12 protein-coding genes and 1 tRNA gene are annotated in these 16,985 nt (G+C 68.5%); 5 read left to right on the top strand and 8 right to left on the bottom strand.

What is annotated here, in order from left to right:
* The first annotated feature begins 149 nt into the window (after nt 1-149).
* On the top strand, nt 150-3,062 hold the full coding sequence (locus BLU08_RS13115) for an ATP-binding protein (protein ID WP_172801037.1): 2,913 nt from the start codon (nt 150-152) through the stop codon (nt 3,060-3,062).
* Between the two features lie 171 nt (nt 3,063-3,233).
* Here the strand turns inward: BLU08_RS13115 and BLU08_RS13110 are convergent, their stop codons facing one another.
* Both BLU08_RS13110 and BLU08_RS13105 read right to left on the bottom strand, forming a co-directional pair.
* On the bottom strand, nt 3,234-6,665 hold the full coding sequence (locus BLU08_RS13110) for a TonB-dependent receptor (protein WP_090200132.1): 3,432 nt from the start codon (nt 6,663-6,665) through the stop codon (nt 3,234-3,236).
* Nucleotides 6,666-7,021: 356 nt separating this feature from the next.
* Nucleotides 7,022-7,969 carry an isopenicillin N synthase family oxygenase gene (locus BLU08_RS13105; protein WP_090201414.1) on the bottom strand — a complete coding sequence of 316 codons (948 nt, stop codon included), beginning with the start codon at nt 7,967-7,969 and terminating at the stop codon, nt 7,022-7,024.
* 302 nt (nt 7,970-8,271) lie between these two features.
* Between BLU08_RS13105 and BLU08_RS13100 the strand changes: the two genes are divergently transcribed.
* Nucleotides 8,272-9,642, top strand: coding sequence for an IS1380 family transposase (locus tag BLU08_RS13100; protein WP_090193770.1), 1,371 nt, complete (start codon nt 8,272-8,274; stop codon nt 9,640-9,642).
* A gap of 180 nt (nt 9,643-9,822) precedes the next feature.
* Here BLU08_RS13100 and BLU08_RS13095 read toward each other — a convergent pair whose 3' ends face one another.
* Nucleotides 9,823-11,319, bottom strand: coding sequence for a NupC/NupG family nucleoside CNT transporter (locus tag BLU08_RS13095; protein ID WP_090200130.1), 1,497 nt, complete (start codon nt 11,317-11,319; stop codon nt 9,823-9,825).
* Between the two features lie 246 nt (nt 11,320-11,565).
* Here BLU08_RS13095 and BLU08_RS13090 point away from each other — a divergent pair, with 246 nt between their 5' ends.
* Nucleotides 11,566-12,282 carry a queuosine precursor transporter gene (locus BLU08_RS13090; RefSeq protein WP_090200128.1) on the top strand — a complete coding sequence of 239 codons (717 nt, stop codon included), beginning with the start codon at nt 11,566-11,568 and terminating at the stop codon, nt 12,280-12,282.
* Between the two features lie 63 nt (nt 12,283-12,345).
* Here BLU08_RS13090 and BLU08_RS13085 read toward each other — a convergent pair.
* From BLU08_RS13085 to BLU08_RS13070, 4 genes are all read right to left on the bottom strand, one after another.
* Nucleotides 12,346-12,421, bottom strand: a tRNA-Lys gene (locus BLU08_RS13085).
* Between the two features lie 40 nt (nt 12,422-12,461).
* Entirely contained in the window at nt 12,462-12,950 is a 489-nt protein-coding gene (gene folK / locus BLU08_RS13080; RefSeq protein WP_090200126.1) for a 2-amino-4-hydroxy-6-hydroxymethyldihydropteridine diphosphokinase, read from the bottom strand.
* Nucleotides 12,947-13,825 (bottom strand): N-carbamoylputrescine amidase, encoded by an 879-nt coding sequence (gene aguB / locus BLU08_RS13075; protein WP_090200124.1) that lies wholly within the window; start codon nt 13,823-13,825, stop codon nt 12,947-12,949. The genes folK and aguB overlap by 4 nt, the downstream gene beginning before the upstream one ends.
* A gap of 32 nt (nt 13,826-13,857) precedes the next feature.
* Nucleotides 13,858-14,697 carry a class I SAM-dependent methyltransferase gene (locus BLU08_RS13070; protein WP_090200122.1) on the bottom strand — a complete coding sequence of 280 codons (840 nt, stop codon included), beginning with the start codon at nt 14,695-14,697 and terminating at the stop codon, nt 13,858-13,860.
* Between the two features lie 127 nt (nt 14,698-14,824).
* Here BLU08_RS13070 and msrA point away from each other — a divergent pair, with 127 nt between their 5' ends.
* Nucleotides 14,825-15,388: a peptide-methionine (S)-S-oxide reductase MsrA gene (msrA, locus tag BLU08_RS13065; RefSeq protein WP_090200120.1), complete on the top strand. Its 564-nt coding sequence runs from the start codon at nt 14,825-14,827 to the stop codon at nt 15,386-15,388.
* A gap of 6 nt (nt 15,389-15,394) precedes the next feature.
* Here the strand turns inward: msrA and BLU08_RS13060 are convergent, their stop codons facing one another.
* Nucleotides 15,395-16,645, bottom strand: coding sequence for an RsmB/NOP family class I SAM-dependent RNA methyltransferase (locus BLU08_RS13060; protein ID WP_090200118.1), 1,251 nt, complete (start codon nt 16,643-16,645; stop codon nt 15,395-15,397).
* 57 nt (nt 16,646-16,702) lie between these two features.
* Here BLU08_RS13060 and BLU08_RS13055 point away from each other — a divergent pair, with 57 nt between their 5' ends.
* Complete coding sequence (locus tag BLU08_RS13055) at nt 16,703-16,873, top strand: DUF1674 domain-containing protein (protein WP_090200116.1); 171 nt, start codon at nt 16,703-16,705, stop codon at nt 16,871-16,873.
* Nucleotides 16,874-16,985: the final 112 nt, after the last annotated feature.

Below are 16,985 nucleotides of genomic sequence, written 5' to 3'. Positions count from 1 at the left end.
CAATGGCTCCCGATTGCGTCCGTTCCGGAGCGAACTCCCCCGGTCCCGGCGGAGCGCTTCCTATAGCATGGGGCGATGGATTGCGATCGAACGCGCGGGCGGGCGCGGTGATACCCGCCCGATCCTTCGCCGGGACGGGCTTTCCCGCCATGGGGAAACTCGACCGCGACAGCCTGCTGGGCGCGCTGGCGGGCGCGGCGGCGCTGTTCGCGCTGGGCGCGCCGGGTCTTGCGGGCGCGCATGATGGCACGCTCGCACAGGGCGTTTGGCTGCCCAATGCGCTCGGCGTCGCCTTTCTCCTGCGCGCCCGGCTCGCCAACGAACTTCCCTTCCTGCTCGCCTTCGCCGCGGCGAGCATGGCCGCGAACCTCGCGTTCGGCGTCGAGCCGATGGTCGCAGGCGTCCGCACCTTCGCCCATGTCGCCGATCTCGCGGTGGTGACGTGGCTGACCCGGCGCGGCTGCGGGGACCGGCCCGACATGACGCGGATCGGCCACCTCGCCCGCTTCGTCTGGGCCGGCGGGCTCGTCGGGCCGCTGCTCTCGGCCGCGCTCGCCTCGCCGGTCATGCCGGGGCCTGCGGGGTCCGTGCCGGCCGGGACGCTGGCCTGGTTCCTGGCCCATGCGGTGGGCATGGTGGTGATCGTGCCGACCGCGCTCCTCGCCTGGGACGCGGTCGAGCGGCGCCGCGCGCCCGATCCGGCCGCCTTGGCACAGGCCGCGGGCGTGATCGCGGCGGGCATGGCCTGCGCGCTGGTGGTGTTCGACCAGCCGCGCCATTCGCTCCTGTTCCTGATCCCGCCGATCACCCTGCTGCACGCCTTCCGCCTCGGCAGTCTCGGCACGGCCGTCTATGTCATGGCGGTGGCGGGCATCGCCTGCGGCAGGACCATGGCGGGGGAGGGACCAGTCGGGGCCGCGACCGTCCCGGGCCTCGCGCAGGTCCATCTCGTGCAGGCCTTCGTCGCGGCGAATTTCCTCACCGGCCTGCCGGTCGCGGCGATCCTCGCCGGGCGCCAACGGATTGCGGAAGATCTCGCGGCGGGGCGGGAGCGGCTCGACCTGCTGGCGCGAACCATCACCGATGCGGTGCTGCGCTATGACGAAACCGGGGTATGCACCTATGCCTCGCCCTCGGCGCGCGAGGTGTTGGGCCTGGTGCCGGAGGACCTGCTCGGCGAAAGGGTCGGCGTCTTCCTGCACGCCGAAACGCAAGAGCGCGTGCTGCTCGCGTTCGAACGGCTGATGACGGGGCAATCGCAGCGCGAGCGGGTGACCTATCGCCGCCTGCACGATGCGCCGGACGGGACGCCGGTCTTCATCGAGGCCGATTGCGCGATCGCCTTCGCCCCCGTGAGCGGCGCGCGCGCCGGGATCGTCGTCGCGGCGCGCGACGTGACCGACCGGGTCGAACTCGAGGAGCTGCTCACCCGCGCCCGCTGCAAGGCGGAGGAGGCGGCGCGGGCGAAATCCGAATTCCTCGCGAACATGAGCCATGAGATCCGCACTCCCATGAACGGGGTGCTCGGTTTTGCCGAACTCATGCTGCGGGGGGACCTCGATCCCGAACAGCGCCGGCAGGCCAATCTCATCGTCGAATCCGGGCGGTCGATGATGCTGCTCCTCAACGACATTCTCGACCTTTCCAGGATAGAGGCGGGCGAAATCGCGATCGACCAGGCCCCGGTCGACCTTCACGCGACCCTTTCGGATTGCGCCGCGCTGCACCGGCCGAGCGCCGAGAAGAAAGGCCTCGAGCTCACCTTCCGGCGCCGCTGCGGGGACCATTCGCAATCCCGCTTCGAAGAGGACGCGCGGCCCTGGATCATGACCGACGCCCTGCGCCTGCGCCAGATCGCGCTCAACCTCATCGGCAATGCGGTCAAGTTCACCGAAAGGGGGCGCATCGACGTGAGCTGGTCGGTCGAGCGCGGGATGGCCCGTATCCGGGTCGAGGACAGCGGCATCGGCATCAGCGAGGCCCGGCTCGAGGCGATCTTCCGCCCCTTCGCGCAAGGATCGGCCGACACCGCGCGGCGCTATGGCGGGACCGGCCTCGGCCTGTCCGTCAGCCGCCAGCTCGCCGGGCTGCTCGGCGGGCGGATCGAGGTCGAAAGCGCGCCGGGCCGGGGGTCGTGCTTCACGCTCGTCCTGCCTGCGCCGCGCGCCGAACCGCAGGCCCGGCCGGAGCGCGCGCCCGCCGCGGTCCTCGCCGAAGACCTGCCGCAATCTGCGCGCATCCTGCTGGCCGAGGATCACGACATCAGCCGCCAGCTGGTGAGCGAGATGCTCGATCGCTGCGGGCAGGACGTCGCGCTCGCCCATGACGGGAACGAGGCGATTGCGATGGTGATCGATGCGCTGATGCGCGGGCGGCCCTTCGACCTCGTGCTGATGGACGTGCAGATGCCGGGCTGCGACGGCTATGAAGCGACCCGCGCGATCCGGGCGGAGGGGATCGGGCCGGACCGGCTGCCGATCATCGCGCTCACGGCGAACGCCTTTTCGCAAGACGTCGCCCAGGCGCGCGCGGCGGGGATGCAGGCGCATCTTGCGAAACCGGTCGATCTCTCCGCGCTGGCGCAGGCGCTGCAACGCTGGCTGCCGACCCGCATCGTCGAGGCCGCACCCAGCGTGATCGAGGCGCGCGCGGGCGGGGATGCCCGGCGGGCCGAGGCGCAGATCGCTGCGCCGGGCGCCGAACCGGTCCGTTCCCGCGGGTCGGGCGGCGAGAGGGCCGGCGCGCTGCGCCAGCGCTGGGAGGCGCGCCGGGCCGAGGCGGTGGGCGCGGTGCGCGAGGCGATCGAACACGGCTGGCTGGACCGGGAGGGCGCGGGCCGCAGCCCGGCAGGGGCCGCGCTCGCGCGCAAGCTGCACCGGCTTGCCGGGACCGCGGCAATGTTTTCCGAGGCCCGGCTCGGCGACCAGGCGGCGGCGCTCGAACGGGCACTGGCAGGCGAACAGGCGGGCGCGCTTCGGGAGGAAATGGCGCGCGAATTGCTGGCGCTCGCCGAGGAGGCCGCAACGCCGCCGCAGGAGCGCGCCGGCAGTCGCGGGGCGTGAGCGCCTGCGGGGCGCGTACGGCGGGGCGGGTCGGGCGGACGGGCCGCGACCGCGCGCCCTGCCGCGGCGGGCCGACGCACGGCGCGGCGCCCCCTCACCGCCCGCAAACGAAAGCGGCGGAGCCCATGGGGCCCCGCCGCTGTTCTGTTGCCTTGTCCGGGCGGCTGCGAGTTAGAACTCGTAACGCGCACCGATCTGGATCCGCCAGGCCGACGGAAGGATCGCCACGTTGTTCTGATCGTCCGGGTTGAAGCCCGAGATGATGTAACGGCCCTCATCGTCCACGCCGCCATCGACGAGGTCGACGAACTGTCTGCGTTGACGCAGGACGTTCCAGCTGCCGTCGATCAGGTTGAGGAAGTTGGCGAAGTCGGCGAACACCTCGATCCGGTCATCGGCGATGCCCGTCAGGCTGCCGAGGAACGGCAGTTCCTGGCTGAAGCGCAGGTCCATGTCGAAGTGCCAGTCGTTGTTGCAGGTGTTGCGCGCGACCGATTCGCCCCGGTTGAAGCCGCACTCCTCGCCGACTTCGCTCGTGTCGAGATAGTCGAGCAGAGCCGTCACCGCAGCCGGATCCGACGAAGGCGAGATGTTCGGATCGTCCACGCCGCTCGGGATGTAGAGCAGCGCGTTGTCCGAACCCGACGCGGAGTCGTTGAAGACGCTGCCGCCGTCGAACGTCAGGCTGTAGGGCAGGCCCGAACGCGCGCGGAAGAAGATCCCGATACTGGTGTCGTAACCGTCGAAGAATTCCTCGCGGAAGTTCATCGTCGCGGTGATGTTGTGACGGGTCTCGAAGTTCGAGGTCGACACCGCCGGGTTCTGCCGATCGAAGGCCGCGGTCGAGTCGTAGGACGAAGTCGCGGTCGAAGAACTGGCGTTCCGGTTGTTGCTCGCATCGGTGAAGGCGTAGCCGAAGTTGAGCTGCGTGCTGCCGCCTTCGGTGAACAGGCCGCTGGCGAAGGTCTTCGACAGGATCGCCGAGAAGACGTGGCTCTCGAAGCTCGGCCCGTTGGTCAGCTGGATCTCGTCATCGCGGCGCGCGCCGAAGCAGTCGGCCGTGAGGTTGCTCCAGACGGGCGGCGTGCCGCCCGTTCCCTGCAGCTGCGCGTCGCAGCCCGGGTTGGTCGGGTCGAGCGCGTCGTAGATCGGACGCCCGTCGACGGTGAAGCCGTTGAGACCCGCGGTCGGATTGGGCGCCTGGGCAAGATCGACCCAGTTCAGCGTGTCGTTGAACCGCGAATAGATGTAGTCGAGGTTCAGGCGCCAGTTGCTGAAGAAGCCGGTCTCGGTGCCGAAATCGGTGACGAAGCCGACATTGGCACGCACCACGCTCGGCACGTCGATTTCGGGATCGATCGACTGGGTATCGGCAAGACCCGCGGCGGCCTGCGCCGAACCGGCGTCGATCGCGCACTGCGGGAAGCCCTGGAAGGACCCGCCGTTGAGGACATTGAACGAACCGTCCGGGTTGGTGAACCCGTCGCATTCCGAACTGAAGGTGTTGCCGCTGCCGACATTGAACCCGTTGTTCGAGAACGCGTTCGAGAACCACACCACCGGGTCGCCGCCCGAGAAGATGCCGACACCGCCGGTCAGGCGCGAGTTCGAGAAGAACCCGGCATTGTCGAACTCGTATGAGGCCGAGACACGCGGCAGGAGCAGCGTGTCGAGACGACCGAACGAGGTCGCGTTGCTGAAGCCGTAACGCTCGAGGAAGTTCGGGTTCGCGGGCGGGGCATCGCCGTCGTACATCTGCACGCGGATGCCGGCATTGATCGACAGCTGGTCGGTCGCCTGCCATTCGTCCTGGGCGTAGATCGAGTAGATCCGACGGCTGAACAGCGCCGCGGCCTCGTTGATGTCGCCCGACGGCGAGGCGTTGATCGTGCCGCCGCCGAGATTGCCGGCCGCCAGTTCGTCGGCGAGATCGCCGAACACGCTCGAGAACCTGCCGCCCGCCACGACGCCGTTGCGGAAATCGTCGAGGTTGCGGAAGAACAGCGTGCCGGTCGCGTTGATGGCGAACAGGTTGAACACTTCCAGGTCGTTGATTTCGGCACCGAACTTCAGGAAGTGGCCGTTACCGGCATCGACGTTCATCTGGAAACGGGCCTGGTCGATCTTGGTGTCGAGCTGGTTGGCCGAACGGAAGATGCCCGGGCCGGTGGTCAGAAGGCCGTTTTCGCTGGTGACGCCGGGGACCGGCTCCACACCGACGGCAAGACGCACGGTCGGGTTGTCCGACTGCGCTTCGCCGAAGCCGACCGGACCTTGCACGTCGCCGACTTCGGCGCGGCTGACGCGCAGTTCGGTCGAGATCGTGTCGCTCCATTCGGAATAGAGACGCAGCGAGTAGTAGTCGGAGATCGTGCCTTCGTCCTCGAAGCTGTTCAGGCCGCCGAGCTGCTGACCGCCGAAATCGGGTTCGACATTGGTTTCCTCGAGCCGCTGATAGGTGCCTTCGAGGCGGTGACCATCGGCGATCTGCCAGTCGAGACGGCCGAAATAGCGCACCGAGCTTTCCGCCAGCGTGGTCGGATAGCCGCCCGTGTCCTGGCCGTAGACGTCGCGCGCGATCTGCGCGAATTCGTCGAACTGTTCCTGCGTGGCGAAGATCGCCTCGTTGGCGAAGCCGCCGCCGGTGGGGCCGAAATCGTTGCCGTCGCCAAGATCGGTCTCTTCATAACCGAACGAGAAGAACAGCTTGTCCTTGAAGATCGGACCATTGATGGTTGCACCCCAGCGCTTTTCGCTGCCGGCCTGGAGCGGACGACCAGCGACTTCGTTGGCGAGCAGGCCCTGGTCGAAATAGGTGATGAAGGCCGAACCGTGGAATTCGTTCGAACCGGCCTTGGTCACGACGTTCACGAGACAGCCGGTGAATTCGGAATATTCGACGTCGAACGGCGCGAATTCGACCGAGACCTGGTCGACCACGTCGAACGGCAGCGGCAGCGCGTTGCGAGCGGCGAAGGGCGTGCCGTTCAGGCCGAAGGTGTCGGCCTGGACGATGCCGTCGACGGTGAAGGTGTTCGAACGGTCGTTGCCGCCAAGGCAGGAAATGCGGTCGACATCGTTCTGGGTGTCGATGGCGACACGCGGGTCGATGCGGATGATGTCGCGGATGTCGCGGGTGATCGACGGAAAGGCTTCGAGCGTCTGGGTGTCGAATGCCGAGCCCGGGCCGACCGCGAGCTGGGTCGCGCCGGCACGTGCGCCGGTCACGATGATGGTTTCGGCCGTGCCGTCGGCATCGCTGGTCAGCGCGAAGGTGAAGCTGCGGCGGCCGCCGATGCTGGTGAAGATGTCTTCGACCGTCTGGCCTTCAAAGCCCGGCGCGGTCACGGTCACGGTGTAGGGGCCGCCCGGCGGCAGGTTGACGACGCGGAAGGAACCGCCCGAGCCCGAGGTGGAGGAACGCGAGGCGCCGGTGCGCTCGTCGGTGACGACAACGGTCGCCCCGGGAATGGCATTGCCCGCATCGTCGGTCACCCGACCCTCGACACCCGAGGTGATCTGCTGGGCGACTGCCGGAGTCGCGACGAAAGTGGCGGCAGAGAGGCTTACGACGCTCGCTGCAAGGAGATATTTGATCTTCATGGATTGACCCCTGGCGACATTGTTGGCGGGAAAGACGGGCCGCTCCTAGGTTCGTTGCGCTGCACAAAATTGACGGATACGTGACAATTTTGTGAAACTCGCCGCAGGGGCCGCCGAGTGCCTTCCGATGGCGCCTCGCGCGTGCCCCGTATCCCGCGGATCTCGGGGGTTTTCCGGGGATGTGTTGCATGAGGGCAACGAGGCTCGCCTTTTTCCGCGGGGCCGCGTTTTCAGGTCTTGAGGTGGGCGTTTTCGTCGAGCCGCCGCAACAATTGTGTCACAATCGCGCCCGCGCGCCCGCGCGCCCGCCCGGGGCGGGGCGGGGCGCGCGGCAAGGGTCGCGGCGGCGGGAAGGGTCAGGCGAGATTGATCTCGCGCAGGCGCTGCTGCAGGAAATCGTGGCTGCTGATCGGCTCGGGCGCGTCCTCCCCTTCGGCGATGCAGCACCCGAGCGGCTCGATCATGTAGTCGGGCCGGAAGTGGAGGAAGAAGGGCATCGAATAGCGCGAACGCCGCGCCGCTTCCCCGCGCGGGTTGACCACCCGGTGCGTGGTCGAGCGCAGGCGGCCGTTGGTGAGGCGTTCCAGCATGTCCCCGATATTGATGACGAGGGCGCCCTCGGGCACGTCGACCGCGCGCCATTCGCCCTGTTTCGTGAGGAGTTCGAGGCCGGCCTCCTCCGCGCCGAGGAGCAGCGTGATCGTGTTGATGTCGCCATGCGCCGCCGCGCGGATCGCGCCTTCGGGCGCGTCGGGGCCGAGCGGCGGGTAGTGGAGCAGGCGCATCACCGAATTGCCGTCCTCGACCGTCGGGGCGAAGAAATCGCGCTCCAGCCCGAGATGGAGCGCGATCGCCTCGAGCACGCGCAGCCCGGCGGTCTCGAACGCGGCGAAGAGGTCGGAGAACACCTCCTCGAATCCCGCGACTTCCTTCGGCCAGATGTTGGGCGCCATGAACTCGGCGAGCTGGTGGCCCTCGGGCAGGGTGCGCCCGACGTGCCAGAATTCCTTGAGATCGAAGACTTCCGCATCCTTCGCCCGCTCGGTGCCGAAGGGGGTGTAGCCGCGCGCCCCGCCCCCGCCTTCGAGCCTGTAGGCGCGCTTGACGCCTTCGGGCAGGGCGAAGAATTCGCGGCTCTTCGCCTCGGCCCGCGCGATCAGGTCCTGCGGGATGCCGTGGTCGCGGATCACCGCGAAGCCGTATTCGGCGAAGCTGCGGCCGAGCTCGTCGGCGATCGTCTCGAGCGGCTGGGCGATCGAGACGACGGCGATGTCGGCCTGGTGCTGCGAAATCGTGTCGGTCATGGCATTGATCCCGGAATTGTCCGCGCCGGACATAAGGCGCGAGAATGGCTATTCAATCGCGCGCGGAGAGGAGGCGACGAGGGGTGAGGCGACGAGGGGGGGAGACGGCAAGGGGCGAGACGGCCCCCTATGACCGCTGCCGGCAGCGGAGCGGCAATCGCCGGGCAGCTGGGACCACGTGCGTGCCACCCTAGCCCGGATTATTCACCGGCAGTGGTCTGACGGGTTGGCGGGAGTGGCGTAAGCATTTGCATTGTTGTAGGAATGTGGTTGCTTAAGCCAGACCTGCAACGGGGCAAAATATGCCACAGACCACACCCGCCGGATGCGATGATAGCGCGTCCGTATTTTCGTTTCCAGCAGTGCGCGGCAAGAAGGTCACAGCTGCGTTTGACGGCGGCAGGCTGACCTCGGATGGCGGGGTCCTGGTGCTGGCTCAGGCCGAGCGCATGATGGGGCTCTGCCAGCGGCTTGCGGCGTGTATTGCCGATCCGCGCGATCCTGCTCGGGTGGTTCATCGGCTTGAAGATATCCTGCGCGCGCGGATGTTCGCGATCGCCTGCGGCTATGAGGATGCCGATGATCTCGACGCTCTGCGCGATGATCCGGGCTTCCGCCTTGCGCTGGGCAAGCTGCCGGGATCGGGTGCGGGGTTGGCCAGCCAACCGACGATGAGCCGCTGGGAGAATGCGCCGAGCACGCGCGAGCTGGCAAAGATGCTGGGGATCATGATCGACATCTACTGCGCCAGCTACCCCACTCCGCCGGCGGCGGTGACGCTGGATATCGATGACACCTGCGACGTCGTGCACGGCTATCAGCAACTCTCCTTCTGGAACGGACATCATGGGGAGCGCTGCTTCCTGCCGATCCATGTCTACGACACGGCAACGGGCCGGCCGGTGGCGATGCTGCTGCGCACGGGCAAGACGCCTTCTGGCAAGGAGGCGGCAGGGCATATCCGGCGTCTGGTGCGCCATCTTCGCCGCCACTGGCCTGATACCCACATCACCATCCGCGGTGACGGGCATTATGGACGGCCCGAGGTCATGGCCTTCTGCGAGGCGGCCCATGTCGATTACGTGTTCGGTCTGCCGACCAACGCCGCGCTGCGCGCTGATCCGGTTATCGTCACTGCCGCCGATGCCTGCGCGGTCCGCCGCGCCGAGTGCCAACTCCCGGTCCTGCGCAGCTATGCCGAGACCCGCTACGGCGCGAAGAGCTGGAACCGCCAGCGCCGCGTCGTCGCCAGGATCGAGGCCAGCACGCTGGGCATGGATATCCGCTATGTCGTCACATCGCTAACCCAAGGCTCGGCTGAATACATCTATGACACGCTCTACTGTGCGCGCGGGCAGGCCGAGAACCTGATCAAGCTGCACAAGACCCAGCTGGCCAGTGACCGCACCTCGTGCCGGTCGGCGAACGCCAACCAGATGCGCCTGATCCTGCACACCGCTGCCTACTGGCTGCTGTGGCGCGTTCAGCAGGCGATCCCAAAGACCACCGCTCTGGCAAAAGCCGAGTTTACGACCCTGCGCCTGCGGCTGCTCAAGGTTGCTGCCCGCGTCATGGAAAGCGCCACCCGAATCCGCGTAGCGTTCGCCTCTGCGTGCCCCGATGCCGATCTGATGCGTGCCATCGTTCTCGCGCTCAAGCCTGCGCCGACGTAGCGGGCGCGGCAGTGCCGCAGAAACCCCGAGCCAAGTCCTTCAACCAGAAAAGCCCATCGATCACAGCGCGGTGAAACAGACGCCAGCGGTGCCGCACGCCCGCTCTACGCCGCCGCACGCAGCAGTGGCGTCAAGCTCGCGCCGAGAGGCGCCCAACCGCATCGCCGTGAATAAGAGAGGCTAGAGCGGCAGGAACAGGCTGGCCAGCGCCGCGCTCATCAGGTTGGCGAGGCTGCCCGCGGCGAGCGCCTTGAGGCCCAGCCGCGCGATCACCGGCCGCTGGTTCGGGGCAAGGCCCCCGGTTACCGCCATCTGGATCGCGATCGAAGAGAAATTGGCGAACCCGCACAGCGCGAAGGTGATGATCGCCCGGCTGCGCTCGGTCAGCTGGTCGCCCGTCATCGCGCCGAGATCGATGAAGGCGACGAATTCGTTGAGGACGATCTTGGTCCCGAACAATCCGCCCGCGATCCGCGCCTGTTCCCAGTCGGAAATGCCGATCAGGAACATGACCGGCGCGAACGCCGTGCCGAGCAGGTCCTGGAAGCTCAGCGCCTCGAGCCAGGCGGCGGTGTCCGCGGCGAACGGCTGGCCGATCCCGGCGGCGAGCGCGACCACGCCCGCACCGATCCCGCCGAGGATCCCGTTGGCGAGCGCGACCAGCGCGACGAAGACCATCACCATGGCCCCCACCGCGACCGCGAGCTTGACCCCGGTCTGCGTGCCCTGCGCCGCGGCCTCGATGATGTTGGCAGGGCGCTGGCCCTCCTCGAAGGTCTCGGCGAGTTCGATCTCCTCGTCGGGTTCGTAGATGCCGTCCGCGCCCGGCCCGCTCGCCATGGCGGCGCGGTCCGGTCCGCCGGAGGGCTGGGGAAGCTCGATCTCCTCCCCGTTCGCGCCGACCATGACGACCCGCGTGCCCTCGCCCGGAGGGGGCGCGTGGTCCCGCAGCCGCACCCCCGCCATCGCCGCGACATTGGGCGGCGCGCGGTGGGGGGCGACCGGCTCGTCGGGCATGATGATCTTCGCCATCAGGATACCGCCCGGTGCCGACATGAACGCGGCGGCGAGCAGGAATGGCACCGCCTCCTCGCCTATGAAGCTGGCATAGGCGGCAAGGATCGTGCCCGCAACGCCGGCCATGCCGACCGCCATCAGCGTGAACAGCTGCGCCGGCGGCAGCGCGGCGAGATAGGGCCGCACGACCAGCGGGCTTTCCGACTGGCCGACGAAGATGTTGGCCGCGCTTCCCAGCGCTTCGACCCGGCTGACCCCGGTGATCCAGCCGATCGCCCCGCCGACCCAGCGCACCAGCCGCTGCATGATGCCGAGATGGTAGAGGATCGCGACGATCGCGGCGAAGAACACGATCACCGGCAGCGCGGCGATCACGAAGCTGGTGGCGAAGGGATTGTCGTCCATCGGCCCGAACACGCTTTCGATCCCGACGACCGAATAGTCGAGCAGCGCGATCACCCCCTGCGACAGCCCCTCGATCAGTTCCTGCCCGAAAGGCACGCGCAGGACCAGCACCGCCATCGCCGCCTGCAATCCGAACGCCGCGCCGACCACGCGCAGCCGGATATGCGACCGGCCCGAGGACAGCGCGAAGGCAATGCCGAGGATGGCAAGGATGCCGAGCAGGCTGAAGAGGATGGAGGTGGCGCTCTCGTTCACGATGGAAGCGTGCTCTTGATGGGCGCGCGGCGGGCTCGGGTGAGCCGCGGGCGCTGTTCGTCTAAGTGAATGTTCGTCTCGGTGAATGACCCCGGGAGCGCCGCTCCGCGTGCCCTCGTCCGATCGCGTGGCACTTTGCGCGCGATAGCGCAATAGGTTAACGCCAGCGCCGCCCCGCCCCCGCAGCGCGGCCGCGACCGGCTTGGCGCTTTCCTTTTGGCCCGCGCCCGACTAGCGCATGCCGCCATGCACAAGACCGCCACCGCCTCCGGCGATGCCGCCTCCCGTGGGATGCCGATGCCGCTGGGCCTGTTCGTCTTCACGCTGATCTACGGCGGCATGACCGTGCTGGCGGGATTCCTCGCCTACAAGCAGTCGCGCCTCTGGCCGACCGACCTCGCGGTCGAAAGCGGGATCTTCGCGTTTCTCCTGCTTGTGGTGATTACGAGCACCATCGCGCAGCTTTATGGACGGGAAATGGCCAACCGGATCGTGTGGTGGGGCTTCCTGCCGCTCGCCCTTTCGATCGGGCTGATGACGCTGGTCCTCGCGCTTCCCGCCTCGCCCGAAATGATCGCGGGAAGGCCGGGCGCGCTCGAGGCGTTCGAGATGGTTCACGGCCAGTTCTGGCGTGTGGTCGCGTCAGGGCCGGTCGCCTATCTCGTCTCGCTGCTGCTCAACATCTGGATCTTCGACCGGCTGCGCGCGGGCGGCGGGGGCGGCTCGACGCTCGGCCTGATGGCGCGCGGGGCGATCGCGTCCGCGCTGAGCCAGGCGGTGGATTCGGTGATCTTCGTGACGCTCGCCTTCTACGGGGAATTCGACATCACCAGCCTGCTCGTGGGCCAGGTCATCGCCAAGGTGACGCTCAGCCTCGTGCTGGTGCCGTTCCTCATCACCTTCGGCGTGCGCGCGGCGCGATGGCTCGACACGCCGGCGGATCGGGCCGAATCCGCCGGGTGACAGGGACCGGGGCGGAGAAGGGACGCTTCGGGAGAGGCCATGGGATGCGAGCCGTCCGAGGGTTGGTGAGCCCTGCTGGGTTCGAACCAGCGACCTACTGATTAAAAGTCAGTTGCTCTACCGACTGAGCTAAGGGCCCCCGGAAGGGTCGCGCGCCGCGCCTGTGCGCGGCGGACCGCTCACCTAGGCAGCGCCTCCCGCCGGGTCAAGCGGCGAGTGAGCTGGGCGATGGTGAGCCCGCTCGCCGGATCGCGCCAGCCGGGTGCGATCTCCCGCGCCGGGCCGAGGACGAAGCCGCGTTCGCCGAGACGGGGGTGGGGGATGGCGAGCGTCCCGTCCTCCCACCGCCCTTCGCTCCACAGCACGATGTCGAGATCGAGCACCCGGTCGCCCCAGCGCCGCCCCGGACGCCGGCCGAATTCGCGCTCCATCCGCTTGAGCGCGGCGAGGAGCGCGGGCGGGTCGTATTCGCTCGCCAGCACGCTCGCGGCGTTGGCGAACCGGCGCTGCGCCGCGCCCAGCGGGGCCGAACCGACCACGCGCGAGCGCGCCAGGACCGTGCCGAGCGCGGCGAGTTCCTCCATCGCGGCGTGCACCACCGCGCGCGGGAGACCGTAAAGATGATGCCGCCGGTTCGATCCGATCGCGACGAGGTAGAGGCTGCTCAAATGTCCTGCGCCAGCCGATCGTAGAGGTTGGGGCGGCGGTCGCGGAAGAAGCCCATGCCCGCCCGGTGCATGGCCGCCCGATCGAGGTCGAGGGTCGCGACCAGCACGCCTTCCTGATCGCGGCCGAATTCGGCGACGAGATCACCCCATTCGTCGGTGATGAAGGAGTGGCCATAGAAGACCTGCTCCGCATCCCGTGGCCCCTCCGCCCCGATCCGGTTGACCGCGACCACCGGCATGCAGTTCGACACCGCGTGGCCCTGCATCGCGCGGCGCCACATGCGGCTCGTGTCGAGATCGGGATCATAGGGCTCGGACCCGATCGCCGTGGGGTAGAACAGCACCTCCGCGCCCTTCAGCGCCATCACCCGCGCGCATTCGGGATACCACTGGTCCCAGCACACGCCGACCCCGATCCGCACCGGGGTCCCGTCGTCGCCGGGCACCTCCCACACCTTGAACCCGTCATTGCCGGGGCGGAAGTAGTACTTCTCCTGGTAGCCCGGCCCGTCGGGGATGTGGCTCTTTCGGTATGTCCCCATGATGTCGCCATCCGGCCCGATCATGGCGAGCGTGTTGTAATAGTGGTGGCCGTCGCGCTCGAAGAAGCTGGTCGGGATCGCGACCTTAAGCCTTTCGGCCAGCCGCTGCATCGCGACGACGCTCGGATGCTCGGCGGTTGGCTTCGCGAGCGCGAAGAGCACCTCCTCCTCCTCGCGGCAGAAATAGGGGGTCGAGAACAGCTCGGGCGGCTGGATCACCCGGGCGCCCTGCCCCGCGGCCTCGCCGACGAGTTCGGCGACGGCATCGATATTGGCCTGCTCGCTCCCGCGGTCGAGCGCAAGCTGGAGGGCGGCGACGGTGATGCTGCGCATGGACTACGGATTTCCTCGCCGCCCTCGGGCGGTCAATAGGCCTTCTTGAACAGCAGCGTCATCCGGTCGCTTTCGCCGATTTCCAGATATTCGCTGCGCTTGGGATCTCCCTCGCCGGTGGCGAGGGTCGGCGGCAGGGTCCACACGCCGTGCTCCCAATCGGCCGGGTCCTTGGGATTGGCGTTGATCTCGGACTTTTCGACCAGTTCGAAACCGGCCGCCTCGAAGATGTTCACCACGTCCGCCTCGCGCATGTAGCCGCGCTGGCGGGCGCCGTAATCGTCGTAGCTCGCCCCGTCGGGCGCGCGGTGCTGGACGACGCCGACCATGCCGTCGTCCTTGAGCATCCGGCGCGCGGTCTTGAGCACGCTGTCGGCCATGTCGGCGGCGTTGAGCCCGTGCATCGAACGGAAGATCAGCACGCGATCGACCGTGCCGGCCATGTCCTCGGGCATCTCGCCGACCTCGAAGGCGTTGATCTTGCCTTCCGGCGCGCCGAGCATCTGCGCTGTCCTGGCGGCGAAGGTGTCGGCCCAGCCTTCGCCCTCGGCCGGCTGGCGCGCTGGGGTGTTGAAGGCGACATACCTGCCCTGTTCCATCACGTAGGGCGCGAGCACGCGGGTGTACCAGCCGCCGCCTGGGGCGAATTCGGCGATCGTCATGTCGGGTTCGACCCCGAAGAAGGCCAGCGTCCCGGCCGGATTGCGATACTGGTCGCGCGCCCGGTCGCCATCGCGGCGGCTGTCGGCGAGGACCCGCTCGAGTTCGGGCGCCGAGGCTTCCATGTGGGTGTCGGCCACGGCGGGTGCGGTGGCAAGCGTCGCGCCCGCGGCGGCGAGCACGGCGAGACTGGCAAAGGCAAGGCGGTTCATGAACGATCTCCTCTCTTCGGGGATGCCGGTTCACCAATAGTCATGGCCCCAATGGAAACAAGCGGTGACATTGCCGCGTTGCATTCCTAAGTCCGGCTCGGGGCCGGGAAGGTGCAGAGGAGACGGCATGGAACAGGCGATCGTGGCAGGCGGGTGCTTCTGGTGCACCGAGGCGGTGTTTCGCGACGTGGTGGGCGTCGCCGAGGTCGAAAGCGGCTATATCGGCGGCGACACGGCGGACCCGACCTACAAGGACGTGTGCTCGGGCCGGACCGGCCATGCCGAAGCGATCCGCGTCACCTATGATCCGGACGTGATCAGCCTTGGCGAAATCTACGACATCTTCATGGGCACGCACGACCCGACCCAGCTCAATCGCCAGGGCAACGACGTCGGCTCGCAATACCGCAGCGCCATCTTCCCCCTTTCCCCCGCCCAGTTCGAGGAGGCGAAAGCCGCGATCGGGCGCTGGAACACCGAGCACGGCAAGATGGCGGTGACCACGATCGAAGGCTTCGACGCCGACGCGGGAGAAGGTGGCGAGCAGGTCAAGCCGTGGTACCCGGCCGAAGATTACCACCAGGAATACTGGCAGGGCGAAGGCCAGCGCAGCCCCTATTGCCTCGCGGTGATCCCGCCCAAGCTGATGAAGCTCAGGAAGAGCTTCCAGGACAAGGTGAAACAGGGCTGAGACGGCTCAGGGCTTGCGCCAGCGGCTGACGAAGAAGCCGTCGAGCCCGCCCGCCTCGGCCAGCATCCCCGGATGGGTTCGCAGCCAGCCCTCGGGCGTGGGGGCAAGCCCGGCGGGGAGTTCCTCCGCCGCGATCGGGGCGGGGGCGAGGCCGAGCGTGCGGCCGATCCACGCCGCCTGTTCCTCGCCTTCCTCGACCTCGAGCGAGCAGACCGCATGGACCAGCACCCCGCCGGGGTCGAGCCAGTCGGCGGCGCGGGTCAGCAGGGCGCGTTGCAGTTCGCCCATCTCGGCGACCTGGCCCTGCCCGATCCGGTGGAGCACGTCCGGGTGGCGGCGGCAGGTGCCGGTCGCGGTGCAGGGCGCATCGAGCAGGATCGCCTCGAAGCGGTGCCTGGGTTCCCAGCTCAAGGCATCGGCGCGCACCGGCGAAGCTGCAAGGCCGGTGCGTTTCAGGTTCGCCTTGAGCAGGTCGAGCCGCCGCTTGCTGATGTCGAGCGCGGTGACTTTCCACCCGGCCGCGGCGAGCGCCAGCGTCTTGCCCCCCGGCGCGGCGCACAGGTCGAGCGCGTGGCGCCCTTCGCCTGGGCCGAGGAGGCGCGCCGGGATCTGCGCCGCGAGGTCCTGCACCCACCATTCGCCCGCGGCGAAACCCTCCAGCGCCTCGATCGCGGTGCCGCGCGCAAGCCGGACATGGCCGGGGGCCAGGCTGACCCCGCCCATGGCGGCCGCGCGCGCCGCCGTGGTCGCGGCGTCCTTCAGCGCAAGGTCGAGTTCGGGCGGATCGGCGAGGCCCGGCGCGATCGCCTGCGCCCGCTCGCTCCCCCAGCGCGCCCGCACCCGTTCGGGCAGGCTCGGCGCGGACGGCAGCGCGGCTTCGCGCTTCATCAGGGTCGAGAACACCCCGTGCGCGAGCCGCCGCGGCCCGCCCGCCAGCAGCGGCAGCCCGGTCGCCACCACCGCGTGCGGCGGCGTGCCGAGCCGCAGCGCCTGGGCGAGCATGATCCGCAGCACGCTGCGCGCCTTGGCATCCTCGGGCAGGCGCTGCCGCGTGGCGCCGTCGATCAGGGCATCGAGATCGACGAGCCAGCGCAGCGCCTCGCCAGCAATGGCCCGGGCGAGAGCGCGGTCCTCGCCCGCGTGGACCCCAGACAGCGCCGCGCCTTCGGCCTGTTCGAGCGTTTCCCCCCGGCGCAGGACGGCATCGATAAGCTTGAGCGCGGCGCGGCGCGCGGGAAGTCCCGGGATCTTCGGCATGGCCCGGCCCTAGACCCGCTTGAAACCGAGCGCCAGCGCGCGCATCTGGAAAGGGCCATGACCAAGCAGAAATCCCAAGCCGCCAAGGCCTTCAGGAAGCCCGCCCACTGGACCAATGATCCCGTGCCCGAGCCGAAGGCCGTCGATCCGCTCAAGGACGAACCGCGCGAGCTTTCCCCGACCCGCTACGGCGACTGGGAGAAGAACGGAATCGCCTGGGATTTCTGACTCAAGACCCCTCCTCCCCGAGGAAGGGGTTGGGGGCTGTGCCTTCCTGATCGGCGCGAGGCTTCGCCCCGCAACCACCCCTCAATCCCCTACCCCGAAAAGGAGGGGAGGT

Source organism: Erythrobacter sp. HL-111 (assembly GCF_900105095.1).
In the GTDB taxonomy this organism is placed as follows: Bacteria; Pseudomonadota; Alphaproteobacteria; order Sphingomonadales; family Sphingomonadaceae; genus Erythrobacter.
This window is presented reverse-complemented; position numbering and strand designations above follow the sequence as displayed.

Excerpts from the sequence above, each read along its gene's own strand:
- msrA (WP_090200120.1), top strand. The coding sequence starts at position 14,825 with ATGGAACAGGCGATCGTGGCAGGCGGGTGCTTCTGGTGCACCGAGGCG.
- BLU08_RS13070 (WP_090200122.1), bottom strand. The coding sequence starts at position 14,697 with ATGAACCGCCTTGCCTTTGCCAGTCTCGCCGTGCTCGCCGCCGCGGGC.
- BLU08_RS13105 (WP_090201414.1), bottom strand. The coding sequence starts at position 7,969 with ATGACCGACACGATTTCGCAGCACCAGGCCGACATCGCCGTCGTCTCG.
- BLU08_RS13055 (WP_090200116.1), top strand. The coding sequence starts at position 16,703 with ATGACCAAGCAGAAATCCCAAGCCGCCAAGGCCTTCAGGAAGCCCGCC.
- BLU08_RS13115 (WP_172801037.1), top strand. The coding sequence starts at position 150 with ATGGGGAAACTCGACCGCGACAGCCTGCTGGGCGCGCTGGCGGGCGCG.
- BLU08_RS13110 (WP_090200132.1), bottom strand. The coding sequence starts at position 6,665 with ATGAAGATCAAATATCTCCTTGCAGCGAGCGTCGTAAGCCTCTCTGCC.
- aguB (WP_090200124.1), bottom strand. The coding sequence starts at position 13,825 with ATGCGCAGCATCACCGTCGCCGCCCTCCAGCTTGCGCTCGACCGCGGG.
- BLU08_RS13100 (WP_090193770.1), top strand. The coding sequence starts at position 8,272 with ATGCCACAGACCACACCCGCCGGATGCGATGATAGCGCGTCCGTATTT.
- BLU08_RS13090 (WP_090200128.1), top strand. The coding sequence starts at position 11,566 with ATGCACAAGACCGCCACCGCCTCCGGCGATGCCGCCTCCCGTGGGATG.
- BLU08_RS13060 (WP_090200118.1), bottom strand. The coding sequence starts at position 16,645 with ATGCCGAAGATCCCGGGACTTCCCGCGCGCCGCGCCGCGCTCAAGCTT.